This window comes from Streptomyces sp. CS113 (assembly GCF_002188365.1).
GTDB classification, from domain to species: domain Bacteria; phylum Actinomycetota; class Actinomycetes; order Streptomycetales; family Streptomycetaceae; genus Streptomyces; species Streptomyces tendae.
The window spans coordinates 924,911-949,117 of the sequence record NZ_KZ195574.1 but is presented as its reverse complement, the minus strand read 5'-3'; the positions used below and the strand labels follow the sequence as shown (position 1 = coordinate 949,117).

Sequence of the window (24,207 nt, the reverse complement as noted above, 5' to 3'; positions counted from 1 at the left end):
ATGGGCGTGCCAGACTCACGCCCATGCCGATCAGGAAAGCCACGGCCGGCGACTGGCCGCACATCTGGCCCTTCTGGCACCGCATCGTCGCCGCCGGCGAGACCTACGCCTGGGACCCGGACACCTCCGAGGAGGACGCCCGGGCCCTGTGGATGAACCCCGCCAAACGCGTCTACGTCACCGAGGACGACACCGGTGCCGTCGTCGCCTCCGCCTACCTCACGCCGAACTACGGCGGCCCCGCCGCCCGCATCGCCAACGCCGGCTTCATGGTCGACCCCGACCGGGCGGGCCGCGGCACCGGCCGGGCCCTCGCCGAGTACGTCCTGGACGCCGCCAGAGCCCAGGGATACCGGGGCATGGTCTTCAACGCCGTCGTCGAGACCAACCCCGCCGTACGGCTGTGGACCTCCCTCGGCTTCACGATCCTCGGCACGGTGCCGGACGCCTTCGACCACCCGCGGCACGGGCGGGTGGGCCTGCACATCATGCACCGCGCCCTGTAGGTCCCGGCTCAGTCCAGCGGCGCCGTCCGCCGCCAGGGCCGCGACGCCTCGATCCGCTCCGCCAGCTCCAGCAGCGCCGCCTCCGACCCCGGGCGCCCCACCAGCTGCACGGCGCAGGGCGCACCCGACTCCAGCGTGCCGAACGGCACCGACATCGCGGGCCAGCCGGTCAGGTTCCACGGCGGCGTGAACGGCGAGTACGCGGAGTTCGCCACCATGTTGCGCAGCCAGCCCCGCTCGTGCCAGGGCCCCGCCGCGGGGGAGCGGCGGGCCAGCGCCGGGGTGAGCAGGACGTCGTACTCGGCGAAGAACGGCTCCAGGCGCCCGCGCAGCCGCTCCCGGCCCGCGCCGGACGCCACCCGGCCGGCGAAGCGCCGCCCGAGGGCCGTGTGCACCCTGGTGCGCCTGGTCAGCAGCCGCCGGTCCAGGTCCCGGGCGTCCACCGACGTACCGGCCGTCCAGTGGGTCAGCGCGGTCACGCCCAGCGATGCCGGATAGGGCGGGTCCGCCCGCCGCACCTGGTGCCCTGCCTTCGTCAGGACCCCGGCGGCCTCGCGAACGGCCCGCGCGTACGGCCGGGAGACGGGGACGCCGGCCAGGGGGCTGCGCAGGGAGGCGGCGACCCGGAGGGCGCCGGAGTCCTCGCGGTCCGGCAGGGGCCCGTCCGCGAGGACGTCGAGCATGAGGCGGGCGTCGGCGACCGTCGTGGCCAGCGGCCCGTTCTCGGACATGCCGAACCAGTCGCCCTCGCCGATGCCGGCCGGCACGACGCCACGGCCCGGTTTGAGGGTGACCAGGCCGCAGTTGGCCGCGGGTATGCGCAGCGAGCCCATCCCGTCGTTGCCGAGCGCGAGAGGCACCATCCCGGCGGCGACCGCGGCCGCGCTGCCGCCCGAGGAACCGCCCGCCGAGCGGGCCGGGTCCCACGGGTTGCGGGCCGTGCCGAGCACCCCCTCGGTGGTGCCGAACACGCACAGCTCCGGCACGTTCGTCAGCCCCACCACCACCGCGCCGGCCGCCCGCAGCCGGGCCACGGTGACATGGTCGGCGGCCGCGGGCGTGTGCGGCGTGGCGGCCGAGCCGACGCGGGTGGACTCCCCGCGCACCGCGAGATTGTCCTTGACCGCCACCGGCACCCCGGCCAGCGGCAGTTCGCCCAGGTCGCCCCGGGCTCCCACCTCCTCGGCCTCGGCGAGCGCGGCCTCGGCCCGCACCGCGCGGAAGGCGCCGACGCGGCCGTCCAGCCGCTCGACGCGGGCCAGGTGCTCTGCCACCACCTCGCGCGGGGTGGTCCGCTTCTCTCGTACGGCGGCGGCGATCTCGACGGCGGTCCGGCCGGCCCAGTCGGTCACGGAGGGCTCCTAGGGGTGGGGGAAGGGGAACGCGACCTTACCGGTGAGTACGCAGCACAGCACCCCGCCCGTACGGGCGCGTACCTCGAGAGCGCCGCCCGCCGTGACCGTCGTCCCACATGTAGCGCCGCCCGCCGTGACCGTCGTCCCACCGGTGATCGGCCGTCACCCGTGTCCGCGCCGCAGGGGCGTGCACGTGCCCGCGGCTCGGACCGGCCCCGCCCTTGGGCGACCGCAGGTCCGGCAGCCGCCCGTCGGGGCCGCTCGCCGGAGCCCGGGGCGCCCGGCCCCGGCCGTCAGACCGACGGCCGTGCCGCTCCCGTGCTGTCCCGCTCGATCAGCCGCGGCACCGGTACCCGCACCGTCCGGGCCGGGCCGCCGTCGAGCAGGGCGGTCAGCTCCGTCGCCGCCGTGCGGCCGAACTCCACGCTGTCCCGGGACAGGGCGGACAGCCACGGCTTGACCATGCGGCACAGCGCCGAGTCCTCCCAGGCCACCACGGACACGTCCGCCGGTACGGAGAAGCCGAGTTCGGCCGCGGCGGCGACCCCGGCGACGGCCATCACGTCGTTGTCGTAGATCAGGGCGGTCGGGGCGGCGGGCGCCTCGAGGACACGGCGGGTGACGGCTGCGCCCTCGGCGTCCGAGTAGTCGGTGGTCACCGACTCGACCTCGCCGAGACCGCGCCGCCCGGCCTCCGCGCGCAGGGCCCGGATGCGGCGCTCGGTGTGGGCGAGGTCCGGCAGCCCGGCGATGTGCACGATCCGGCGGTGCCCGAGCGCGTGCAGCCCGTCCACCAGCGCGGCCATCGCGCCCGCGTCGTCCGCCCACACCGTCGACAGCCCCGGATGCCGCTCGTCCGGCGCCCCGCCGATCACCACGGCGGGCAGGCCCAGTTCGTCGAGCAGGTCCGGACGCGGATCGTCGGTGCGCGGGTCCACCACGAGGACGCCGTCCACCCGGTGTTCGGCCCACCAGCGCCGGTACACCGCGCACTCGTCCTCGACGTCCTGGGCCACCTGGAACAGCAGCCCCAGGTGCCGCCCGGCCAGCACCTCCTGGATGCCCGACACCAGTTGCAGGAAGAAGGAGTCGACGCCGAGGGTGTGCGCGGGCCGCGCCAGCACGAAGCCGACCGTCGCCGCGCCCTCCCCGGACAGCGCGCGCGCCGCCGTACTGGGCCGCCAGCCGAGCTGCTCGGCCACCCGGCGCACCCGGTCACGGGTGACCTCGGAGACGCCCGGCCGGTCGTTCAGCGCGAACGACACCGCGCTCTCGGAGACTCCGGCCCGGCGCGCGATGTCCTTCATCGTCGGCCGGCGCGCGGCGGGCCGCTTGGCCGGCATGTGCGCTCCTTTCCTCGGTGCGAGCAGTGAGAGCTGTCTCAGCTAAAGCGCTTGAGTGCAAAGATCCTAAAGCGCATTAGTAGTTGCTGGCAAGTGCCCGCTCGCACCGCTCTGACCTGGACTAATGCTGTACCTTCTGCTTTAGTTGGCGTGAATCCATTGACTTTCCGCGGAATCGCCGTGCATGGTCGCTGGCATCCCACCGCCGACGTCCTTCAGGGAGACGTGTCACCGTGCCCACCTCGCGCAGAACATTCGCCGTCGCCGCCGTCGCCGCCCTCGTCCTGCCGCTCAGCGCCTGCGGCTCCGGGGGTGACGGCGGTGGCTCGACCGACGCCTCGGGCAAGGTCGAGGGCGACATCACCTTCCAGACCTGGAACCTGCGGGCCAACTTCAAGGACTACTTCGAGGGCCTGATCGCCGACTTCGAGAAGAAGTACCCCGGCACCCACGTCAAGTGGGTCGACCAGCCCGGCGAGGGCTACGCCGACAAGATCAGCGCCGACGCCGCCGGCGGCACCCTGCCCGACGTCGTCAACGTCTCCCCGGACCTGGTCGCCCCGCTCGCCAAGGCGGGCCTGGCGCTCGACCTCGACAAGGCCGCGGGCCAGTACGAGAAGGAGTACCTGGAAGGGGCCTGGGCCAGCCACCGGATACCGGGCATGGAGGGCACCTACGCCTTCCCCTGGTACCTCAACACCGGCCCGCTCTTCTACAACAAGTCGCTCTTCGAGAAGGCCGGACTCGACCCCGAGCAGCCGCCGAAGACGTACGACGAGGTCTTCGACGCCGCCCTGAAGATCTCCGACAAGACCGACGGCGAGGTCGCCACGCTCGCCAACGTGCCCACCATCGAGGACTTCGGCCGCTACGGCGCGTCGCTCATGAACAAGGAGGGCACCGCCTTCGCGTTCAACGACGCCAAGGGGGTCGAACTCCTCACCCGCTACAAGGAGCTGTACGACGCCAAGGCCCTCGACCCGCAGGCGCTGACGGCCACCCCGGAATCCACCGGGAAGAAGTTCCTCACCGGCGCCGTCGCCATGAACCCGGGCAGCGCGCTCGACCTCGCCAACTTCAAGAAGCAGGCGCCGAGCCTCTACAAGAACATCGGCATCACCGACCAGATCACCAGCACCGGCCACGTCAACATGTACGTGATGGGCCTGATGGTGAACTCGCAGACCGACCGCAAGCCCGCCGCGGTCGCCTTCGCGCACTACGTCACCGACGCCGCCCACCAGATGTCCTTCGCCAAGCAGGTCGCCATCTTCCCGAGCACCGCCGGTTCACTGGACGACCCGTACTTCACCAAGGAGGACGGCACCGACGAGACCCGGGTCCGGGTCGCCTCCGCCAAGTCGCTGAAGACGGCCGTCAACTACACGCCGGTGCTGTTCAGCGAGCAGATGAAGACCGAGCTGCGCAACGAGGTCGCCAAGGCGCTCCAGGGCAAGCAGAGCCCCGAGGAAGCCCTCGACAACGCTGTCAAGGCCTGCGACCGGCTCCTTCAGCAGCAGGGCTGAGACATCATGGCGAGTCCGACCCTCACCACCGGCACACCGGACGCCCGCAAGAGCGGCGTCCGGCGCGTGCGGCGCCAACTGCCCACCAGTCCCTGGCTGTTCGCCGCGCCGGGTCTGCTGATCACCGGCGCCTTCATCCTGTACCCGTTCGTCTCGACCCTAGTCAACTCCTTCACCGACCGCCGCACGCTGGTGCCGGGCGAGTTCGTGGGCCTCGCCAACTTCCGCGAGCTGCTCCACGACGACATGTTCTGGATCGGCCTGCGCAACAGCTCCCTGTACGTCCTCGGGGTCGTCCCCGCGCTGGTCCTGCTGCCGCTGCTGCTCGCGCTGCTGGTGCAGAAGAACATCCCCGGCATCACCTTCTTCCGCTCGGCCTTCTACACCCCGGTCGTCGCCTCGATCGTCGTCGTCGGGCTGATCTGGGTCTGGCTCCTCGACGAGCGCGGCCTGGTCAACTCCCTGCTGGAGACGCTCGGCGCCAGTCCGGTCGGCTTCCTCAGCGACCAGTGGCTGATCCTGCTCAGCGCTATGGGCGTCACGGTCTGGAAGGGCCTCGGCTACTACATGATCATCTACTTGGCGGCGCTCGCCAACGTGCCGCGCGAGCTGCACGAGGCCGCCGCCGTGGACGGCGCGGGCGCGGTCCGCCGCTTCCTCACCGTCACGGTGCCCGCGGTCCGCTCCACCATGGTCCTGGTCGCGGCGCTCTCCTCGGTCGCCGCCTTCAAGGTCTTCTCCGAGGTCTACCTGATGGCGGGCCCGAACGGCGGTCCGGCCGGCGAGGACACCACCCTCGTGATGCTGGTCCAGCGCACCGGCACCGGCCTCACCGGCCGGGTCGGCTACGCCTCCGCCATCTCCGTCGTCGTCTTCGTCGTCACCGTCGTCCTGATGCTGCTCGTCCTGCGCGCGGACCGGAAGGAGGAGTCGTGAGCCTCGCCGAGAAGACCCGGCCCGCCGACAAGCCCCGGGCCACCTCCAGGACCCGGGACCGCGAACCCCGGATCACCGACGAGCACGGCCGCCGGGTACGCGGCTGGGAACTGGCCCTGCGCTACCTGCTGCTGCTCGGCGTCCTCGCCCTGACCATCGGTCCGTTCCTGTGGCAGCTGTCGACCTCGCTCAAGGGCCCCACCGAGGACATCTTCAGCTCCCCGCCGAAGTTCCTGCCCTCCGACCCCACCCTGCACAACTACGAGCGGGTCGCCGACACCATCCCGGTGTGGGACTACGCCCTGAACTCGCTGAAGGTCGCCGCGGCCAACGTCGTCACCAACTGCGTCGGCGCCGCCCTCGCCGGATACGCCCTGGCCCGGCTGCGCTACCGGGGCCGGCGCGTCGCCACCCTGGTGTTCATCCTGGCCATGCTCGTGCCGGTGGAGGGCATCATCATCGCCCAGTTCACCACCATGCGGGAGCTGGGCCTCAACAACACCCTGGTCGGTGTGGTGCTGCCGGGCTGCGTCAGCGCCCTGAACGTGCTGCTGATGCGCAACGCCTTCCTCAACCTCCCCTACGAGATCGAGGAGGCCGCCTTCGTCGACGGCGCCAACGTCTGGCAGCGGTTCTACCGGATCGCGCTCCCCGCGGTGAAGGGCACCCTCGCCGTCGTCGCGATCTTCGCCTTCATGGGCGCCTGGGACGACTTCCTGTGGCCCCTGATCGTGCTGAGCGACCCGTCCAAGTTCACCCTGACCATCGGCCTGAACTACCTGCACGGCACCTTCGCCAACGACGAACGCCTCGTCGCCGCCGGCACGATCATCGCCGTGGCGCCGCTCATCATCCTCTTCGCCTGCCTCCAGCGGTACTTCTTCCGCGGCGTGGGCGAGGGCGCCGTCAAGGGCTGAACCACCCGCTTCCCCCTCTCAAGGACACCGCATGCCTTCTGCCGTGCGCTTCGGCGTCAACTACACCCCGAGCGTCGGGTGGTTCCACCACTGGCTCGACTTCGACCTCGACTCCGTACGCGCCGACCTGGACTCCATCGCCGCGCTGGACGTGGACCACGTCCGCGTCTTCCCTCTGTGGCCCTACTTCCAGCCCAACCGCACCCTGATCCGCGAGCGCGCGGTCGAGCACCTGGTGGCGCTGGTCGACGCGGCCGGTGAACGCGGCCTCGACGTCAACGTGGACGGCCTCCAGGGCCATCTGAGCAGCTTCGACTACGTGCCGGCCTGGACCCGCACCTGGCACCGGCGCAACCTGTTCACCGACCCTGACGTCGTCGAGGGCCAGGCCGCCTACCTGCGCACCCTCGCCGCCGCCCTGGCCGGACGGTCCAACTTCCTCGGCATGACCCTCGGCAACGAGGTCAACCAGTTCTCCGCCGGACCCCACCCGGACCCGGACCGCGCCACCAGCGACCAGATCGACGCCTGGCTGGAGCGGATGCTGGCCGCCTGCGAGGAGGGCGCCCCGGGCCGCATGCACCTGCACGCCGAGTACGACGCCACCTGGTACCAGGACGACCAGCCCTTCACCCCCGCCCAGGCCGCCCGGCAGGGTGCCGTCACGGCGGTGCACTCCTGGGTCTTCAACGGCACCGCCCAGCGCCACGGCCGCACCTCCGTGCCCAGCGAGCACCACGCCGCCTACCTGATCGAGCTGAGCAAGGCCTGGGCCGACGACCCGCACCGCCCGGTCTGGCTCCAGGAGGTCGGCGCCCCCGCACCCCTGGTGCCCGCCGAGCACGCCGCCGCCTTCACCGAGGCGACCGTCGAGAACGCCCTGGACTGCCCGGACCTGTGGGGCGTCACCTGGTGGTGCTCCCACGACGTGTCCCGGGAACTGGCCGACTTCCCGGAGCTGGAGTACGGGCTCGGACTGCTGACCAACGACCGCCGCCCCAAGGACACGGCACGGGTCCTGGCGAGCGCGGCCCGCGCGGCCCGCGGGGGAGCCCGGCCCGTGCCCGCCCCGCGCACCACGGCCCTCGCCGTTCCCGCCGACCCCGCCGCGCGCTCGGCCTGCGCCCCCGGCGGCGCCGTCTTCGACGCCTTCTTCCGGCTGGTCGCCGACGGCGCCCGTCCCACCACCGTCCTCGACACCCGCGCCGCCGACACCGGACACCTCGCGGCCCGCGGCATCACCGAGGTCGTCGTCCCCGACCGGGTGACCGCCCCGTGACCCCCGCCCCGCCCGGTACGACGAGCGCGCCGCACGATTCGAAGTGCGTGCCGCTGGGGAGCTGTACCTGACGTCGGCCCCCGCCACCGCGACCCATCCCTGGCAACCACCCGCCCCCACGACCCCGGAGCACCCGCATGCATGACGACCGCAACCTGGTCGAAGCCCGCCTCAAGCGCGTCCTCGACGAGCGTGTCCGCCCCGCCCTCTACCCCGAGTCCGTACCGCTGGACGTGGCGGTCTGGAACGCGCCCGGCGAGCCCGTCCCGGTCGAGGAGGGGCTCGCGGCCGAACCGCGGCCCATCGAGGTCGGCGCCCGCTGGGGCGCTCCCTGGGGCACCAGCTGGTTCCGCGTCACCGGCACCGTGCCGAAGGAGTGGGCCGGGAAGACCGTCGAGGCGATCCTCGACCTCGGCTTCGACGAGAACATGCCCGGCTTCCAGTGCGAGGGCCTGGTCTACCGCCCCGACGGCACCCCGGTGAAGGGCCTCAACCCGCGCAACCAGTGGGTGCGGATCGGCGCCCCCGTCGCGGGCGGCGAGGAGGTGCGCCTGCACGTCGAGGCGGCCTCCAACCCCGTCATCCTCGACTACCACCCCTTCGTGCCGACCCGGCTCGGCGACAAGGACACCGCGGGCAGCGAACCGCAGTACACCCTCGCCCGCATGGACCTCGCCGTCCTCGACGAGACGGTGTGGAACCTGGTGCTCGACCTGGAGGTCCTCGGCGAGCTGATGGCCGAGCTGCCGGTGGACTCGCCGCGCCGCTGGGAGATCCTGCGCGCGGTCGACAAGGCACTGGACGCCATCGACCTCCAGGACGTCAACGGCACGGCCGAGCAGGCCCGTTCCCGCCTCACCGAAGTGCTGGCCGCCCCCGCCGTCCCCTCCGCGCACCGGATCAGCGCCGTCGGGCACGCGCACATCGACTCGGCCTGGCTGTGGCCGCTGCGCGAGACCGTGCGCAAGGTGGCCCGCACCACCTCCAACATGACCGCCCTCCTGGAGGACGAGCCGGACTTCGTCTTCGCCATGTCCCAGGCCCAGCAGTGGGCGTGGGTGCGCGACCACCGGCCCGAGGTGTGGGCACGGGTCAAGAAGGCGGTCGCGGACGGCCGATTCGTGCCGGCCGGCGGCATGTGGGTGGAGTCGGACACCAACATGCCCGGCTCGGAGGCGATGGCCCGCCAGTTCGTGCATGGCAAGAGGTTCTTCCTCGACGAGTTCGGTGTCGAGAACGACGAGGCGTGGCTGCCGGACACCTTCGGCTTCGCGGCGGGTCTGCCGCAGATCATCAAGGCGGCGGGGGCCAAGTACCTGCTGACGCAGAAGATCTCCTGGTCGCAGACGAACAAGTTCCCGCACCACACCTTCCGCTGGGAGGGCATCGACGGCACCCGGATCTTCACCCACTTCCCGCCCGTCGACACCTACAACTGCTCGATGAAGGGCAGCGAGATCGCCCACGCGGCGAAGAACTTCAAGGACAAGGGTGTCGCCCGGCACTCGCTGGCCCCCACCGGCTGGGGCGACGGGGGCGGCGGCACCACCCGCGAGATGGTCGCCAAGGCGGCCCGGCTGCGGAACCTCGAAGGCTCGGCGACGGTCGAGTGGGAGACCCCGCACGCCTTTTTCGAGAAGGCCGAGGCCGAGAACCCCGCGCCGCCCGTCTGGGTCGGCGAGCTGTACCTCGAACTGCACCGCGCCACCCTCACCAGCCAGGCCAAGACCAAGCAGGGCAACCGCCGCAGCGAACACCTGCTGCGCGAGGCCGAGCTGTGGGCGGCCACGGCCGCCGTGCGCGCCGGGTTCCCCTACCCGTACGACGACCTGGACCGGATCTGGAAGACGGTCCTGCTGCACCAGTTCCACGACATCCTGCCCGGCTCCTCCATCGCCTGGGTGCACCGCGAGGCCCGCGCCACCTACGACAAGGTCGCCGCCGAGCTGAACGCCATCATCGACGCCGCCCAGCGCGCCCTGGCCGGCGAGGGCGACACCCCGCTGGTCTTCAACTCCGCCCCGCACGCCCGGGCCGGGGTCCCGGCGGGCGCCGCCACGTCCCCGGCCACCGACGGCCGCACCGGCCTCGCTCCCCGTCCCGGCGGCGGACACGTCCTGGACAACGGCCTGCTGCGCGTCGAGATCGACGACCGGGGCCTGGTGGTGTCGGCGTACGACCTCGCCGCCGACCGCGAGACGATCGCGCCGGGCGGGGCGGGCAACCTGCTCCAGCTCCACCCCGACTTCCCCAACATGTGGGACGCCTGGGACGTCGACGAGTTCTACCGCAACACGGTCACCGACCTCACCCACGCCGACGAGGTCGCCCCCGGCGACGACGGCGCCTCGGTGCGGATCGTCCGCTCCTTCGGCTCCTCCCGCGTCACCCAGGTGCTGACGCTGGCACCGGGGGAGCGGCGTCTCGACGTGGACACCGAGGTCGACTGGCACGAGACGGAGAAGTTCCTCAAGCTCGCCTTCCCGCTCGACGTGCACGCCGAACGGTACGCCTCGGAGACCCAGTTCGGGCACTTCCACCGGCCCACCCACACCAACACCAGCTGGGAGGCCGCCAAGTTCGAGGCCTGCAACCACCGCTTCGTCCACCTGGCGGAGCCCGGCTGGGGCGTCGCCGTCGTCAACGACTCGACGTACGGCCACGACGTCACCCGCGCCGTCCGCACCGACGGCGACGCCGGTACGACCACCACCGTGCGGGTCTCCCTCCTGCGCGCCCCGCGTTTCCCCGACCCCGAGACCGACCAGGGCGTGCACCGCTTCCGGCACGCGCTGGTGCCCGGCGCGGACATCGGCGACGCGGTGCGCGAGGGCTGGCGGATCAACCTGCCCGAGCGGCACGTCACCGGCGGCGCCGCCGAGGTCGCGCCGCTCGTCACGGTGGACCGGGACGCGGTCGTCGTCACGGCCGTCAAGCTCGCCGACGACGGCAGCGGCGACGTCGTGGTCCGCTTCCACGAGGCCCACGGCGGCCGGGCCCGCGCCACCCTCACCACCGGGTTCGCGGTCACGGACGTGCAGGTCACCGACCTGCTCGAGCGCCCGCTCGCGGACGCGGAGGCCCCCCGGGCGGACGGCGACCGGATCGCCGTACGCCTGCGTCCGTTCCAGCTGATGACCCTGCGGCTGAAGCGGGCCTAGCGCGGGAGCCCTCGTCGGGCCCGGCTCACCGGGGAGCGGTGAGCCGGGTCGGCGGCAGGTACTCCCGTACGTACGTCCGCTCCCAGCACGCGCCCGTCTCCCGCAGTTCGCGCCAGGTCGTGTACCGGTACCGGAACAGCCGGGCGCGCACGAAGCGCGGCGGCGCGTCGGGCGGGAACGGGGAAGCGCGCAGCAGCCGCAGCGTGGCGCGGTCGTTCTCCAGCAGCCGTTCCACCAGGGTGCCGAACCACGGTCCGGCGTAGGAGGGCGACAGCGCGGCGAACCACATCAGCCAGTCCAGGCGCAGGTGGTACGGCGCGAACTGGCGCGGCCAGCGGCGCGGATCACCGGGTTTGCCCTTGAACTCGTACTCCCGCCAGTCGCCGTCCTTCCTGGCCACTTCGTCGGCGGTCCCCTCGATCACCACCTCGTAGCGGACCCGGCTGACGGAGCCGAAGGCGCCGTAGGTGTTGACCAGGTGGAGCGAGTCGAAGGAGCGGTTCATCACCTGGCGGCGGGAGATCATGTTGCGCACCGGCCGGTGGCTCAGGAACACCAGCAGCGCCGCCACCGCCAGGACCACCACCTCGTACCAGAGCGGCGCGGCGGCCACGGACGGGGCGTCGGCCGGGAAGCGGATCACCGACAGGGCCAGCACGACGGTGATCCAGTTCAGCCAGGAGAAGTTGCCCGAGAGCACCAGCCACAGCTGGGTCGCGATCATCAGCGCGGCGGCGGCCGTCGACACGGGGTGCGGGGCGAACAGCAGGAAGGGCACCACCAGCTGCGTGACGTGGTTCGCGGCGACCTCGACCCGGTGCAGGGGCCCGGGGAGATGGTGGAAGAACCAGCTCAGCGGGCCGGGCATCGGCTGGGTCTCGTGGTGGTGGTGCAGGCAGGTCAGCTTCCGCCAGCACGCGTCGCCGCGCATCTTGATCAGACCCGCCCCGAACTCCACCCGGAACAGCAGCCAGCGCAGCAGGAACAGCACCACGACCGGCGGAGCCACGTCCTCGTTGCCCAGGAACACGGCGACGAAGCCGGTCTCCAGGAGCAGCGACTCCCAGCCGAACGCGTACCAGGTCTGTCCGACGTTGACGATCGAGAGGTACAGCGCCCACGGCACCAGCCACAGCAGCATCGCGCCCCACAGCGGCAGCAGCGCGTCCACCCCGGCCGCCAGCGCCGCCGACACCGCGCAGCCCGCCCAGGCGCAGCCCGCGAAGAGCCGGTCCGAGTAGCGCCACTGGAACAGGCTGGGCGCCCGCCGGAACGGCACCCGCTCGACGAACCGGGGCACGGGCGTCAGACCGCGCTCGCCGAACAGCGCCCGGAACTGCACGGCGGCCGTCAGGAACGCGACCAGGTACACGGCGGCCAGGGCCCGCTGGAAGACCAGCCGGGCGAGCCAGTAGTCGGGTGCGGTGAACCACTCCACGGCCGGGCTCCTCTCGTACCCGCTCCGTGTACCCCGCCCGGCCTCCGGCCCCCCTCCGGCCCGGCCCGGTGGACCAGGAGTCGAAGATTCCGACAAATCCTGGCAAGGTGGGGTTCATGTCTGATCGGGGAGCGAGCGCCCCGTCACTCCCGGACGACTGGCCCGCCCACCCGGACCCGATCCTGGCGCTCAACCGCATGGGCAGCTTCGACTGGGACCTGGACGCCGGCCTGTTCCACATGGACGCCCAGGCCCACGAGGTGTTCGACCTGCGCCCGGAGGAGTACGACGGGCGCCCCGAGTCGCTGTCGGTGCGCGTCCCGTCGGCCGAGGGCGGCCGCCTGGACGCCCTGGTGGCCCAGGCCATGAAGGACGGCAGCGAGAACTACGGCACCTACTTCCGGCTGCGCCGCCGCGACGGCACGCTGCGCTGGACCCACACCCAGGCCTACATCCGCCGGGACGAGACCGGCCGCCCGCGGCGGATCATCGGCATCGTCCGCGACGCCACCCAGGAGATGGCCGACAGCGCGGCCAACCGGGAGCAGGCCGCACAGGACGAGGCGCGCCGCCGGCTGACCAACGTCGTCCAGCTCGCCACGGCCGCCCTCGCCCACGCCCGCACCGTGGACGACGTCATCGACGTGCTCCGCGACACCCATGGACTCACCCGGCTGGGCGCCACCAGCCTGGTGATGGGCCTGGTCGAGGCCGGCCGCATCCGGCTGGTCGCCGACGGCCCCGAGAACAGCTTCATCCCCGGCACCCGGATCACCCGGATCGACGAGCCGTACCCGATGAGCGAGGCCGTACGGACGCTCAGTCCCCGCTTCATCGAGTCGCCCGAGGAGTTCGCCGAGCGCTACCCCGGACTGTGGCAGGACATCACCCACCTCGACATCACCGCCGCCGCCTACCTGCCGCTGATCGCCCAGGCCCGGCCCATCGGCGCCATCGGGCTGCTCTACAGCGACCGGCACGGCTTCTCCCCGGAGGACCGCAACGTCCTGGTCGCGCTCGGCAGCGGCATCGCCCAGAGCCTCCAGCGGGCCATGCTCTACGAACAGGAGATGGACCTCGCCGAGGGCCTCCAGCAGGCCATGCTGCCGCGCACCATCCCGAGCGTCCCCGGCTGCGACGTCGCCGTCCGCTACCGCGCGGCCTCCATCGGCGGCGCGCTCGGCCGGGACATCGGCGGCGACTGGTACGACCTGATCCCGCTGCCCGGCGGCCGGGTCGGCGCCGTCATCGGCGACGTCCAGGGCCACGACACACACGCCGCCGCCGTCATGGGCCAGCTGCGCATCGTGCTACGCGCCTACGCCGCCGAGGGCCACCCGCCGGCCACGGTGATGGCGCGGGCCTCCGTCTTCCTGCACGAGCTGGACACCGACCGCTTCGCGACCTGCCTGTACGCGGAGGCCGACCTGGGCACCGGAGTGGTCCAGGTGGTCCGCGCCGGACACATCGACCCGCTGCTGCGCTTCGGCGACGGCACCTGCCGACTGGTGCGCGTCGAGGGCGGGCTGCCGCTCGGCCTGTCCGCCGAGTTCGGGCGCCTCGCCTACCCCGTCGCCACCCTGGAGCTGGACCCGGGCAACACCCTGCTGCTGTGCACCGACGGCCTGGTCGAGCAGCCGGGCGCCGACCTCGACGAGGGCATGCAGGTCCTCACGGCGCTGATCACCTCGGGTCCCCAGGACGTGCGGGACCTGGCCGACCGGCTGATCGACGTGGCCGACGAGCGCCGCGGCGACGACGACGTCGCGCTGCTGGTGCTGCGCCGCCACGGCCTGGGCGCCCCCCGGACCTTCGGCCGGGTCCAGCAGCACGTCTCGCCGGGCGACCCGGAGGGCCTCACCGAGGCCCGGCACATGATCCGCGCCGCCGTCCGGTCCTGGGGCGCCAAGGCGCAGAGCGACGAGATCGAACTGGTCGCCGACGAGCTGACGACCAACGCCCTCATGCACACCGAGGGCTCCGCGATCGTCACCCTCCGGCTGCTCACCGGAACCGACCGGCGGCTGCGGGTCGAGGTCGAGGACTCCTCCAGCGCCCTGCCGCGCCGCCGCGAGGCCGGGGACGACGGGGTCTCCGGGCGGGGGCTGCTCCTGGTCGACGCGCTCGCCGACGCGTGGGGCGTGGAGGCACGCGGCGGCGGCAAGGTCGTGTGGGCGGAGTTCGTGGTGGCGCCCGGCGCGGGCTGACCCCGCTGACAGCCCCGGTGACCGGTGGCACTCTGGACACATGCCAGAACTGCCCGAGGTCGAGGCGCTCCGCGACTTCCTCACCGAGCACCTCACCGGCCGCGAGATCGTCCGGGTCCTGCCCGTGGCGATCAGCGTCCTGAAGACGTACGACCCGCCGCTCACGGCGCTCGAGGGCCACCGCGTGGCGGCCGTGCACCGGCACGGCAAGTTCCTCGACGTCGAGACCGACGGCGGCCCGCACCTGGTGACCCACCTGGCCCGGGCCGGCTGGCTGCACTGGAAGGACAGCCTCCCCAGTGGCATGCCCAAGCCGGGCAAGGGCCCGCTCGCGCTGCGGGTCGCCCTGGAGACCGGCGCGGGCTTCGACCTGACGGAGGCGGGCACGCAGAAGCGGCTCGCGGTGTACGTCGTGGCCGACCCGCGGCAGGTGCCGGGCGTGGCCCGGCTCGGCCCCGATCCGCTCGCCGACGACTTCGACGAGGCCCGCTTCGCCGCCCTCCTCGACGGGGAGCGGCGGCAGCTCAAGGGCGCCCTGCGCGACCAGAGCCTGATCGCGGGCGTGGGCAACGCGTACAGCGACGAGATCCTGCACGCCGCGAAGATGTCCCCGTTCAAACTGGCCGCCTCCCTGACCGACGAGGAGACCGCCCGGCTGTACGCGGCGCTGCGCGGCACGCTCACCGAGGCCGTGGAACGCTCCCGGGGCATCGCCGCCGGCCGTCTGAAGGCCGAGAAGAAGAGCGGGCTGCGGGTCCACGGCCGCACCGGAGAACCCTGTCCGGTGTGCGGCGACACCATCCGCGAGGTCTCCTTCAGCGACTCCTCGCTCCAGTACTGCCCGACCTGCCAGACCGGCGGCAAACCGCTGGCGGACCGCAGGCTGTCCCGGCTGCTGAAGTGACGGCGGTGCCGCGGTGCCGCGGTGACGCCGGGCCGCCGTGATGGCGGTGCCACGGTGACGGCGGTGCCCGGGGCGGTGGTGCCCCGGGGCGGTGGTCATCCGGTCGGCAGCGTCACCAGACGCTCGCCGTCCGCCGTGCGCACCTCGTAGCGCTCGATCTGACCGGGGTGCAGGGCGGCGCCCCCGCGCATGGTGTGCGGCCGGGCTTCGTGTTCGGGGACCATCCAGCTGGTGACCGTCTGTTCGGACCCGTCGTCGCCGACGGCGACGAGCCGGCACGAACGGGGGCCGGCCCCGTCCTTGACCTCCAGTCGCACGTCCGTGCCCCAGGCCTCGTCCTCGGCGGTGATCCGCGCCCACACCCCGGTCCGGGCGTCGGTCGCGGTGACCGGCGCCGCCGGGTGGCCCTGGTGTGCGTAGAGCACCGCGCCGGGCCCGGCCACGGCGCACACGACGGCTGCGGCCACGGCGTACATCACTCGCCTGCGGCCGGCCCGCCGCCGCGTGGCCACCGCGGTCAGCAACCCGTCGAGCAGTCGCGGTCCCGGCCGGGACAGCGGGTGGACGATACGGGGTGTGGCCTGCCGGTACAGCATCAACTGGCGGGTGGCGGGACCGAATTCGGTCACCTGGGCCGCGCACCGGGGGCATTCCATGAGGTGGTCCTCGAAGCGGAAGGCCTCCGCCTCGTCCAGCACGCCGAGCGCGTAGGCGCCGACGTCACGATGCCTTTCCAGGGACCTCATGCCGATTCCTCGTACCGTTGGGTGCGGGTGGGGTTACTCCTTGCTCCCACCCGTACGCACCGGACCGCCGAATCACTCAAGCCACCGCGCAATCGCGACCAAGGTGTTCGGAGCGGCCCCGGGCGCGGATTGGTCCCTCCCGCCGGAACGTTCGCGAGGCGGCCCGGGGAGGCTAGAACAGATGGATGGCGAGGTGCCCCAGCGGCAGCCCGAGCTGCCAGGCGGGCGTCCACACCGTCGGTCCCTCGTCCTCCCCGGTCACCGGGGCTCCGCCGGGCACCGCGTTCAGGTCGGGGGCGAGCAGTTCGGTGTCCTGGAGCCAGCGCCAGGCGGCCCGGGCCAGCTCGAGGTCCGGCGAGTGGCGTCCGGCGGCCACCGCGTCGGCCGTGACCTCGGCCAGCCGCCCGTGCACCCACTCGTGCCAGGGCTGGTCGTACGCGGTCAGGGACAGCCAGGTCTCCAGGTGGGTGACGACCCGGATGCCGCTCAGCTCGTTCTCCGTGTCGGACAGGAAGACGGTGAGCGCCAGCGCGTCGCGACCGGCGCGGAACTCGAAGGACGTCGGCGGCATCAGGTCGCCGGTCCGCAGCAGCTCGTCGGCGATGTACTCGGCGTACAACCACGCCATGGGAACGCTCAGTTCGCCCCCGCCGGTGCCGTCCGTGCTCTCTTGACCTCTGTGCAGCATCCCTTCCTGCCTTCCTCCGGTGCGTGCGCGTCGCCCGACCCGGGTCATGGGCCCCCGTCCGGAACACGGATGAGGACAGCCGACTGCTCAACCGGGGTCCTGGGCAAGGCGCTTTACGGAGGCTTGACCAAAAGGTCGGTTTCACCGCAGGTCGGCGGCGTATCCCGGTAGCACCCTGCGCATGGCGCGCAGCGCGTAGTACGCACGGGACTTCACGGTACCGGGTGGGATGCCGAGGGCGGCCGCGGCTTCGGCCACACTCGCCCCCTGGAAGTACACCAGCACCAGGACTTCACGGTGCTCGGGAGTGAGTGTCTTCACAGCCTCGCGCACATCGAGGGCGGCGGCGGCCCGTTCGGCGTGATCCGCGCAGACGCGTGCGTTCTCCAGCACGGCGTCGCCGACCTCCGCGGGACGCGCCTGACGGGCGCGGCGCGCGTCGATCGCGAGCCGCCGGGCCACGGTGAGCAGCCACGGCCGTACGGAGTCGAAGTCGTCGGCGCGCAGTGCCTCGGGATGCTGCCAGGCGCGGACCAGGGTCTCCTGCACGAGGTCCTCGGCACGCTGCCGGTCGCCGTCGCTGAGCCGCAGCAGCAGCGCGAAGAGCGGCCGGCCGTGCTCGCGTTGCAGTGCGGCGAGCTCGTGCTCGGCGGTCGTCCCGTTCGCTGTGTCCGTCAGGGTGATTCCGGCCGTCATGGCCGTATGGCACCGCAGGGGGCCGCGCGGGGACAGGGCGCGCGCACGGGTGTGCGGCGGACGGTCGATCGCGTCGACGAACGGTTCGACGAACGGTCGGTGCGCGGTCGGCGGGGGTCCCCGCGCCCCGTTCGCGCCCGCCGGACGGGCTAATGGGCGTGTCGGAGCCGCCCGTGACGGGACGTGACTCTTTACCTATTCATACGTAAATGTGACTTTTCATCGGTGTGTGCGACCCAGCGGAGTGAACGGATGATCACACGCAGTCGGCAGGTGGCCCTGGCCCTGACCGCCCTCCTCACCGCGGGCGCGGCCTGCCAGGCCCGCGACCACGAACCGCCGAAACCGCCGGCCCCGGCCCCGCCCGCCGCCGTCGAGGGGGCTTTCACCCTGGTCGCCTCCGGCGACGTGCTCCCGCACGACTCGATCATCGAACGGGCCCGCTTCGACGCGGGCGGCAGCGGCTACGACTTCCGCCCCATGCTCGCCGGCGCCCGGCCCGTCGTCGCACCGGCCGACCTCGCCCTGTGCCACATGGAGACCGTCTACGGGGCGAACGGCGACTACAGCGGCTACCCGCTCTTCAAGTCCCCGCCCGAGGTGGCGAAGGCGCTGGCCGCCACCGGCTACGACGGCTGCTCCACCGCCTCCAACCACAGCGTCGACGACGGCGCGGACGGCATCCGCCGCACCCTGGACGCCCTCGACCGCGCGGGCGTACGGCACGCCGGGACGGCGCGCACCGAGGCCGAGGCGGACATCGCGACGGTGCTGCGCGCGGGCCGGGCCCAGGTGGCCCACCTCGCCTACACCCTGCACACCAACGGCCGCCCGGTGCCCGCGGACCAGCCCTGGGCGGTCGGCCTGATCGACGAGGCGCGCGTCGTCGAGGACGCCCGGGCCGCCCGGAAGGCCGGCGCCGACGTCGTCGTCGTGTCGCTGCACTGGGGCACCGAGTGGCAGGACGAGCCCGACGGCGACCAGCTGGCCCTGGCCCGCGGTCTGACCGCCTCCCGCACCGGCGACCGTCCCGACATCGACCTGATCCTCGGCACCCACGCCCACGTCCCGCAGGCCTACGAGAAGGTCAACGGCACCTGGGTGGTCTACGGCATGGGCGACCAGATCGCGGGCGAGATGGTCAACGACGAGGGGGTCCGCGATCCGCGCGGCAACCAGTCGACCATCGGCCGCTTCACCTTCGCCCCGCCCGAACGGGCCGGCGATCGCTGGAAGGTGACGAAGGCCGAGTTCGTGCCGCAGCTGTTCGACGTGGACGCCGGCCGGGTGGTGAACCTCAACCGCGCGATCGACGAGGGCGCCGACGTACGCGCCGTGCGCGACCGCATCCGCGACGTGGTGCTCGGCCGGGGTGCCGCCGGGGACGGACTGGTGATGGGCAGGTAGCTCAGGCGTCCGCCACGTGGTCGAGGGCCGTCAGCATGGCCCCCAGGACCCGCAGACAGGTGGTGACGTCGGCGTCCGTCAGGCCCGGGCCGACCTCGCGCAGCAGCCGGTGCTCCCGGTCGAGGACCTCGTCGATCGTGTCCCGGCCCCGGTCGGTCAGCCGGATCAGCGAGGACCGGCGGTGCGCCGGGTTCGGGATGCTCTCCACCAGGTCCAGCGCCCCGGCGTCGTTGACCATCCGCTGGACGAACTGGCGGCTGATCGCCTGGGCCCGGCCCATCTGCGGCACGGTCATCGGCCCGCCGCGCCGCAGCATCGTCAGCACGGCGCGGACGCCCACGGACAGGCCGTCGGCGGCCAGGCCCTGCTCGACGCCGCGCTGTGCGCGCCGGTAGAGCGGCCCGACCAGGTCGTACACCTCGGTCAGCCGCCGGGCGAGCGCGTCCGGGGGGAGGGGGGCGTCGATGTCGTTCACCCCGCCATCATGACACCTCGGTTGCCAAACAAGGGGTGACATGACACCTTGGTTGTCATGACTGCTGCTTCGGATCTCCGCTTCTTCACCTCCTCGGACGGGGACCTCGCCTACCGCGACACCGGATCCGGGGACCTCGTGGTGCTGCTCCACCCGGGGTTCGTCGACCACCGCGTGTACGACGCCCAGATCCCGGCGCTGGCCGCCCACCACCGCGTGATCGCTCCCGACGTACGCGGCCACGGCTTCTCGGCCAACGCCACGGAGAGCTTTCGCTGGGCGGACGACCTGGCCGGGCTGCTGCGCCACCTGGACGCCGGTCCCGCCGTGCTCGTCGGTCTGTCCATGGGCGGCGGGATCGCCACCGACACCGTCCTGGAATACCCGGAGCTGGTCCGGGCGGTGGTCGCCTGTGGCGCCGCGACCAGCGACTTCGAGTACACCGACCCCTGGTACCGGGAGATCCGGGCGGAGTACGCCCGCACCCTGGCGGCGGGCGACCTCGACGGCTGGCTCGCCGCGTTCCTGCGCGTGGTCCCCGGGCCGGCCCGGACGGCGGACGACATCGACCCCGGCATCCTGCGCCGGCTGGGCGAGATGGCTCTCCACACGATGTCCAAGCACAGCCCCGGCGAACCCAACCTGCACACGCCGATGACCGACACGTGGGCCCGGGTGCCGGACATCGAGGTCCCGGTCCTCGCCGTCAACGGCTCGCTCGAACCCGATGACCTCACCGGCGCGGCCGAGCGGCTGGTCCGCACGGTCCGCGACGGCCGGTCCGTGACCGTCGACGGCGTGGGCCACTACACGAACCTGGAGCGGCCGGAGGAGTTCAACAAGATCCTGCTGGACTTCCTGCGCACCCTCTAACGCCGCGCCAGCTCCGACTTCCGGTACGAGTACGCGAAGTAGATCACCAGACCGACCAGGAACCACACGGCGAACCGCACCCAGGTCTGCCACTGGAGGAACGTGATCAGCCAGATCGAGAAGACGATGCCCAGCGCCGGCACGAACGGCATCCACGGGGTACGGAAGGTGCGCGGCAGGTCCGGCTGCCGGTAGCGCAGCACGATCACCGCCGCGCACACCACCACGAACGCCAGCAGGATGCCGATGTTGGTCAGCTCCGCCGCCTCGCCGATCGGCAGGAAGCCGGCGATCACGGCCGACGCGACCCCGACGATCCAGGTGACCCGCGTCGGCACGTGCCGCGTCGGGTGCGTCTTGGCGAACCACTTGGGCAGCAGCCCGTCGCGCGACATCGAGAACCACACGCGGGTCACGCCCAGCATGAAGGTGAACATCACCGTGAGGATGCCGATGATGGCCCCCACCGCGATGATGTCGGCCAGCGAGCTGAGCCCCACCGACTTGAACGCCGTCGAGAAGCCGCTCTCCGGGTCGATCTCCTTGTAGTTCTGCATGCCGGTCAGCACCAGACAGGCCGCCACGTACAGCACCATCGAGATGATCAGCGAGTAGATGATCGCCTTCGGCATGTGCCGCTGGGCGTCCTTCGACTCCTCGGCCGCCGTCGACATGGCGTCGTAGCCGAAGACCGCGAAGAACACCGTCGCCGCACCGGTGAACGCACCGCCGACCCCGAACGGGAAGAACGGGTGGTAGTTCGAGCTGTTGATGTGGAAGACGCCGACGCCGATCACCAGCAGCACCACCAGCACCTTCAGCACGACCACGACCATCTCGAAGCGGGCCGCGTTGCGGATGCCCAGCGTCAGCAGGTACGCGATCAGCAGGCACAGCACGGCCGCGAACAGGTCGACCTTGTGCCCGTCCCCGGTGCCGGGCGCCCCCAGCATCCAGTTCGGCAGGTCGGCGCCCATCTCGCCGACCAGGAAGCTGAAGTAGCCCGAGATGCCGATCGCGACCACGGCCACGATCGCCGTGTACTCCAGGAGCAGGTCCCACCCGATGAACCAGCCCACCAGCTCGCCCAGGACCGCGTACCCGTAGGTGTAGGCGGAGCCCGCCTTCGGGATCAGCCCGGCGAACTCGGCGTAGGACAGGGCGGCCGCGGCGCTCGCCACACCGGCGATGAGGAAGGAGATCAGGACCGCGGGACCCGCCGTGCCGTTGGCGACCGTGCCGGCCAGCGTGAAGATCCCGGCCCCGATGATGCCGCCGACGCCGATCGCGGTCAGCTGCCACAGCCCCAGCGAGCGCACCAGGCCCCCGCCGCTCTCCGTATCGTCGATGTGTTCGATGGGTTTGCGGCGGAGAACACCCTCGCCCATGCGGAACCGGGCCATGCGCCTCACCTCTTCGTGAACGGCAAACGGCTGACGGTGGATCATGATGACGCACGCACGTCCGTGACGGAAGTCACGACGCACGAAGGTCCCACGACGCACACACCGGCCCCGACCGGTGCTAGGGCACCACCGTCACGGGCCAGCGCCCCGCCTTCACCAGCCGCACCGCGACCGAGCCGACGAAGCGGTGGCCCGCCTGCTCGGAGGCGCCCACCACCACCGCGTCCGCCTTCAGTTCGTCGGCCGTCTGCACCAGACCGCTGTACGGGTCGCCGCGGAACGTGTGGAACTCCCAGCGGACGTCGAATATCCCCTTCGCCCGCTCCGTCGCCTCCCGGATGTGGGCGACCAGCTCCTCGGCGATCTCGTCGGTCGTCTCGGCCACCGACGCGCCGAGCGCCGCACCCCCCGCCAGCACCGGCTGGACGTAGACCACGGCGAGCAGGGCGCCCTGTCGCCTGGCCAGCCCGCCGGCGTAGGCCGCGGCCCGCAGGGAGGAGTCGGAGCCGTCCACACCGACGACGATGACCTTGGGCCCGTCCGTGCCGCGTTCGAACTGATGGGAGTGCTGTTCCGTCACGCGGCGAGGTTATCGGAGACCTGGGTGATCTTGAGCCGGGCGGGTGGTTTCCTGCCGCCGCCCCGGTGTTGCTCAGGTGCGGCGCACCGCGACCGGGCGACTGATGAGTCATGAAGAAGGACCAGTTGCTCACCCGCCGCACCCTGCTCACCGGCGCCGCGGCCCTGGGCGCGGCCGGCGCCGGCGGCGCCCTTGCGGCGGGCCTGGGACACGGACCGTCCCGGCCGCCCGCACCCGCCCCCGGGCCCCCGCAGCGCAGCCCGCTCAAGCCCTCCGCCTACCGCCTCCAGCCGCTGACCGGATACGGCGCACCCCGGGCCGCGCCCGGCCGGCCCCCGGTGCGCAGCGAGCCGATCCTGCGCATGACGGGCCGGGGCCGCACCATGATGCTCACCTTCGACGACGGGCCCCACCCCGAGTACACCCCGCGGATCCTGGACACCCTCGCGAAGTACGAGGTGCGCGCGACGTTCTTCGTGTGCGGGGAGATGGCGGACTACAACCGGGACCTGCTGACCCGGATGGCCGACGAGGGGCACGTGGTCGGCAACCACACCTGGTCCCACCCGCTGCTGACCAAGCTCTCCCGGCGCCGCATCCGCTCCGAGATGGAGCGCACCAGCGAGGTCGTCGAGCGGGCCTGCGGCGAGGCGCCCCGCTGGTTCCGGGCCCCCTACGGCGCGTGGAACCGCGCCGCCTTCCAGCTCGGCGCGGAACTCGGCATGGAGCCGCTCGCCTGGACCGTGGACACCCTCGACTGGACGACACCCGGCACCGGCACCATCGTCGACCGGGTCGAGGAAGGCGCCGCCCCCGGCGTCGTGGTGCTCTCGCACGACGCCGGGGGCGACCGCTCGCAGAGTGTCCGCGCCCTGCGCCGCTACCTGCCCGAACTGCTCGACTCCGGCTACCACCTCACCGTTCCCCGGCGGCGCCTGATCTGACGCGGCCGCCGCGCCCGCCGGGCCGGGGCACGCTCAGCGGACCTCGACCAGGCGGGCGAAGGTGACGACGTTCCCGTCGTAGCCGTTCTGCTTGGTGAAACCGCCGCCGCAGGTGATGACCCGCAGCTCCGCGCCGCCCTTGGAGCCGTAGACCCGGTCGCCGGGGAAGTTGTTCTTCTCGAAGACCTCGATGCCGTAGATCTCGAAGACCGCCGTCTTTCCGTCCTGGCGGTGCACGTCCACCTTGTTTCCCTTTTTCAGGGCGCCGAGTCCGTAGAAGACGGCGGGGCCCTGCTCGTTGTCGACGTGGCCGACCACGACCGCGGTGCCCTTCTCTCCCGGGGCGACCGCGCCGGTGAACCAGCCGGCCAGGTTCGGGTCCTCGGGCGGCGGCGCGTCGACCCAGCCGTCGGCGTCGAGACCGACGCCCATGACCGGGGCGTCGACCTGGATGGCCGGGATGGAGACCCGGTCCGGCACCGAGTACGGAAGCGGCGTGACACCGGCGGCGGCGCCGTCGCCGGCGGCGGCCCGGGTGTCCGAGGCGGCGGCGGAGGCCGGCTGCGGGGGGCCCACGTCGAATTCCCCGGAGCCGTTGCGGATGAGCGCGAGACCGGTCAGCAGAACAAGCGCTATCACGCCCCAGGGAGCGCGCTTCCGCCGCCGCTCCTCCTCTTCGGCCAACTCGGAGTCGTACATTCTCCATCCCCTCTCGACCCGGCCGTCGCCGGATCATCCGCGCATACGAGCACGCTAAGCGCCGTGCGGGGGACCGGCGACGGGGCGGCGGCGAACGGGTGGTGCGGGCGTCCGTGCGTGC

At 72.4% G+C, this 24,207-nt stretch carries 21 protein-coding genes; 11 read left to right on the top strand and 10 right to left on the bottom strand.

Annotated features, from left to right (window positions below; translation table 11 throughout):
• Positions 1-23 precede the first annotated feature (23 nt).
• Positions 24-506, top strand: a complete 483-nt coding sequence (locus B9W62_RS04065) for a GNAT family N-acetyltransferase (protein WP_087805274.1) — start codon at positions 24-26, stop codon at positions 504-506.
• Positions 507-514: 8 nt separating this feature from the next.
• Here B9W62_RS04065 and B9W62_RS04060 read toward each other — a convergent pair whose 3' ends face one another.
• Together B9W62_RS04060 and B9W62_RS04055 are read right to left on the bottom strand one after the other, a co-directional pair.
• Entirely contained in the window at positions 515-1,858 is a 1,344-nt protein-coding gene (locus B9W62_RS04060; protein ID WP_087805272.1) for an amidase, read from the bottom strand.
• Between the two features lie 296 nt (positions 1,859-2,154).
• Positions 2,155-3,204 (bottom strand): LacI family DNA-binding transcriptional regulator, encoded by a 1,050-nt coding sequence (locus B9W62_RS04055; RefSeq protein WP_087805270.1) that lies wholly within the window; start codon positions 3,202-3,204, stop codon positions 2,155-2,157.
• Positions 3,205-3,437: 233 nt separating this feature from the next.
• Between B9W62_RS04055 and B9W62_RS04050 the strand changes: the two genes are divergently transcribed.
• The 5 genes from B9W62_RS04050 (at position 3,438) to B9W62_RS04030 (ending at position 11,023) form a co-directional block, all read left to right on the top strand.
• Positions 3,438-4,730, top strand: coding sequence for an ABC transporter substrate-binding protein (locus B9W62_RS04050; RefSeq protein WP_087805268.1), 1,293 nt, complete (start codon positions 3,438-3,440; stop codon positions 4,728-4,730).
• Between the two features lie 6 nt (positions 4,731-4,736).
• On the top strand, positions 4,737-5,666 hold the full coding sequence (locus tag B9W62_RS04045; RefSeq protein WP_087805266.1) for a carbohydrate ABC transporter permease: 930 nt from the start codon (positions 4,737-4,739) through the stop codon (positions 5,664-5,666).
• The gene (locus B9W62_RS04040; protein WP_087805264.1) at positions 5,663-6,583 is read left to right on the top strand and encodes a carbohydrate ABC transporter permease; all 921 of its coding nucleotides are present in this window, start codon (positions 5,663-5,665) and stop codon (positions 6,581-6,583) included. Before B9W62_RS04045 ends, B9W62_RS04040 begins: the two co-directional genes overlap by 4 nt.
• Positions 6,584-6,614: 31 nt before the next feature.
• A complete protein-coding gene (locus B9W62_RS04035; RefSeq protein ID WP_087805262.1) occupies positions 6,615-7,862 on the top strand; it encodes a glycoside hydrolase 5 family protein in 1,248 nt (415 codons plus the stop codon).
• A 137-nt stretch (positions 7,863-7,999) separates the two neighbouring features.
• The gene (locus tag B9W62_RS04030) at positions 8,000-11,023 is read left to right on the top strand and encodes an alpha-mannosidase (RefSeq protein WP_087805260.1); all 3,024 of its coding nucleotides are present in this window, start codon (positions 8,000-8,002) and stop codon (positions 11,021-11,023) included.
• Between the two features lie 25 nt (positions 11,024-11,048).
• Here B9W62_RS04030 and B9W62_RS04025 read toward each other — a convergent pair whose 3' ends face one another.
• Positions 11,049-12,461: a lipase maturation factor family protein gene (locus B9W62_RS04025; RefSeq protein WP_087805258.1), complete on the bottom strand. Its 1,413-nt coding sequence runs from the start codon at positions 12,459-12,461 to the stop codon at positions 11,049-11,051.
• Positions 12,462-12,577: 116 nt separating this feature from the next.
• Here B9W62_RS04025 and B9W62_RS04020 point away from each other — a divergent pair, with 116 nt between their 5' ends.
• Together B9W62_RS04020 and B9W62_RS04015 are read left to right on the top strand one after the other, a co-directional pair.
• Positions 12,578-14,668 carry a SpoIIE family protein phosphatase gene (locus tag B9W62_RS04020; RefSeq protein ID WP_087805256.1) on the top strand — a complete coding sequence of 697 codons (2,091 nt, stop codon included), beginning with the start codon at positions 12,578-12,580 and terminating at the stop codon, positions 14,666-14,668.
• Between the two features lie 40 nt (positions 14,669-14,708).
• On the top strand, positions 14,709-15,572 hold the full coding sequence (locus B9W62_RS04015) for an Fpg/Nei family DNA glycosylase (RefSeq protein ID WP_087805254.1): 864 nt from the start codon (positions 14,709-14,711) through the stop codon (positions 15,570-15,572).
• A 95-nt stretch (positions 15,573-15,667) separates the two neighbouring features.
• Here B9W62_RS04015 and B9W62_RS04010 read toward each other — a convergent pair whose 3' ends face one another.
• From B9W62_RS04010 to B9W62_RS04000, 3 genes are all read right to left on the bottom strand, one after another.
• Complete coding sequence (locus tag B9W62_RS04010; RefSeq protein WP_087805252.1) at positions 15,668-16,318, bottom strand: zf-HC2 domain-containing protein; 651 nt, start codon at positions 16,316-16,318, stop codon at positions 15,668-15,670.
• 172 nt (positions 16,319-16,490) lie between these two features.
• The gene (locus tag B9W62_RS04005; RefSeq protein ID WP_087805251.1) at positions 16,491-17,006 is read right to left on the bottom strand and encodes a hypothetical protein; all 516 of its coding nucleotides are present in this window, start codon (positions 17,004-17,006) and stop codon (positions 16,491-16,493) included.
• Between the two features lie 141 nt (positions 17,007-17,147).
• Positions 17,148-17,702 (bottom strand): sigma-70 family RNA polymerase sigma factor, encoded by a 555-nt coding sequence (locus tag B9W62_RS04000; RefSeq protein ID WP_087805250.1) that lies wholly within the window; start codon positions 17,700-17,702, stop codon positions 17,148-17,150.
• A gap of 252 nt (positions 17,703-17,954) precedes the next feature.
• On the opposite strand from B9W62_RS04000, the gene B9W62_RS03995 reads away from it, so the two are divergent.
• On the top strand, positions 17,955-19,109 hold the full coding sequence (locus B9W62_RS03995) for a CapA family protein (protein WP_087805248.1): 1,155 nt from the start codon (positions 17,955-17,957) through the stop codon (positions 19,107-19,109).
• Position 19,110: 1 nt separating this feature from the next.
• Here the strand turns inward: B9W62_RS03995 and B9W62_RS03990 are convergent, their stop codons facing one another.
• The gene (locus B9W62_RS03990) at positions 19,111-19,584 is read right to left on the bottom strand and encodes a MarR family winged helix-turn-helix transcriptional regulator (RefSeq protein ID WP_087805245.1); all 474 of its coding nucleotides are present in this window, start codon (positions 19,582-19,584) and stop codon (positions 19,111-19,113) included.
• Positions 19,585-19,641: 57 nt separating this feature from the next.
• On the opposite strand from B9W62_RS03990, the gene B9W62_RS03985 reads away from it, so the two are divergent.
• Entirely contained in the window at positions 19,642-20,457 is an 816-nt protein-coding gene (locus B9W62_RS03985; protein ID WP_087805243.1) for an alpha/beta fold hydrolase, read from the top strand.
• Here the strand turns inward: B9W62_RS03985 and B9W62_RS03980 are convergent.
• Both B9W62_RS03980 and B9W62_RS03975 read right to left on the bottom strand, forming a co-directional pair.
• Positions 20,454-21,860, bottom strand: a complete 1,407-nt coding sequence (locus B9W62_RS03980; protein ID WP_087805241.1) for an amino acid permease — start codon at positions 21,858-21,860, stop codon at positions 20,454-20,456. The genes B9W62_RS03985 and B9W62_RS03980 overlap by 4 nt on opposite strands.
• A 121-nt stretch (positions 21,861-21,981) precedes the next feature.
• The gene (locus B9W62_RS03975) at positions 21,982-22,443 is read right to left on the bottom strand and encodes a universal stress protein (RefSeq protein ID WP_087805239.1); all 462 of its coding nucleotides are present in this window, start codon (positions 22,441-22,443) and stop codon (positions 21,982-21,984) included.
• A 110-nt stretch (positions 22,444-22,553) separates the two neighbouring features.
• Here B9W62_RS03975 and B9W62_RS03970 point away from each other — a divergent pair, with 110 nt between their 5' ends.
• Positions 22,554-23,387, top strand: coding sequence for a polysaccharide deacetylase family protein (locus B9W62_RS03970; protein WP_107424185.1), 834 nt, complete (start codon positions 22,554-22,556; stop codon positions 23,385-23,387).
• A 33-nt stretch (positions 23,388-23,420) separates the two neighbouring features.
• Here B9W62_RS03970 and B9W62_RS03965 read toward each other — a convergent pair whose 3' ends face one another.
• Positions 23,421-24,086: a class F sortase gene (locus tag B9W62_RS03965; protein WP_087805237.1), complete on the bottom strand. Its 666-nt coding sequence runs from the start codon at positions 24,084-24,086 to the stop codon at positions 23,421-23,423.
• Positions 24,087-24,207 lie beyond the last annotated feature (121 nt).

Coding starts and splice junctions, on each gene's coding strand:
- B9W62_RS04065 (WP_087805274.1), top strand. CDS start 24: ATGCCGATCAGGAAAGCCACGGCCGGCGACTGGCCGCACATCTGGCCC.
- B9W62_RS04055 (WP_087805270.1), bottom strand. CDS start 3,204: ATGCCGGCCAAGCGGCCCGCCGCGCGCCGGCCGACGATGAAGGACATC.
- B9W62_RS04045 (WP_087805266.1), top strand. CDS start 4,737: ATGGCGAGTCCGACCCTCACCACCGGCACACCGGACGCCCGCAAGAGC.
- B9W62_RS04035 (WP_087805262.1), top strand. CDS start 6,615: ATGCCTTCTGCCGTGCGCTTCGGCGTCAACTACACCCCGAGCGTCGGG.
- B9W62_RS04030 (WP_087805260.1), top strand. CDS start 8,000: ATGCATGACGACCGCAACCTGGTCGAAGCCCGCCTCAAGCGCGTCCTC.
- B9W62_RS04020 (WP_087805256.1), top strand. CDS start 12,578: ATGTCTGATCGGGGAGCGAGCGCCCCGTCACTCCCGGACGACTGGCCC.
- B9W62_RS04015 (WP_087805254.1), top strand. CDS start 14,709: ATGCCAGAACTGCCCGAGGTCGAGGCGCTCCGCGACTTCCTCACCGAG.
- B9W62_RS04010 (WP_087805252.1), bottom strand. CDS start 16,318: ATGAGGTCCCTGGAAAGGCATCGTGACGTCGGCGCCTACGCGCTCGGC.
- B9W62_RS04005 (WP_087805251.1), bottom strand. CDS start 17,006: ATGCTGCACAGAGGTCAAGAGAGCACGGACGGCACCGGCGGGGGCGAA.
- B9W62_RS04000 (WP_087805250.1), bottom strand. CDS start 17,702: ATGACGGCCGGAATCACCCTGACGGACACAGCGAACGGGACGACCGCC.
- B9W62_RS03995 (WP_087805248.1), top strand. CDS start 17,955: ATGATCACACGCAGTCGGCAGGTGGCCCTGGCCCTGACCGCCCTCCTC.
- B9W62_RS03985 (WP_087805243.1), top strand. CDS start 19,642: ATGACTGCTGCTTCGGATCTCCGCTTCTTCACCTCCTCGGACGGGGAC.
- B9W62_RS03980 (WP_087805241.1), bottom strand. CDS start 21,860: ATGGCCCGGTTCCGCATGGGCGAGGGTGTTCTCCGCCGCAAACCCATC.
- B9W62_RS03970 (WP_107424185.1), top strand. CDS start 22,554: ATGAAGAAGGACCAGTTGCTCACCCGCCGCACCCTGCTCACCGGCGCC.
- B9W62_RS03965 (WP_087805237.1), bottom strand. CDS start 24,086: ATGTACGACTCCGAGTTGGCCGAAGAGGAGGAGCGGCGGCGGAAGCGC.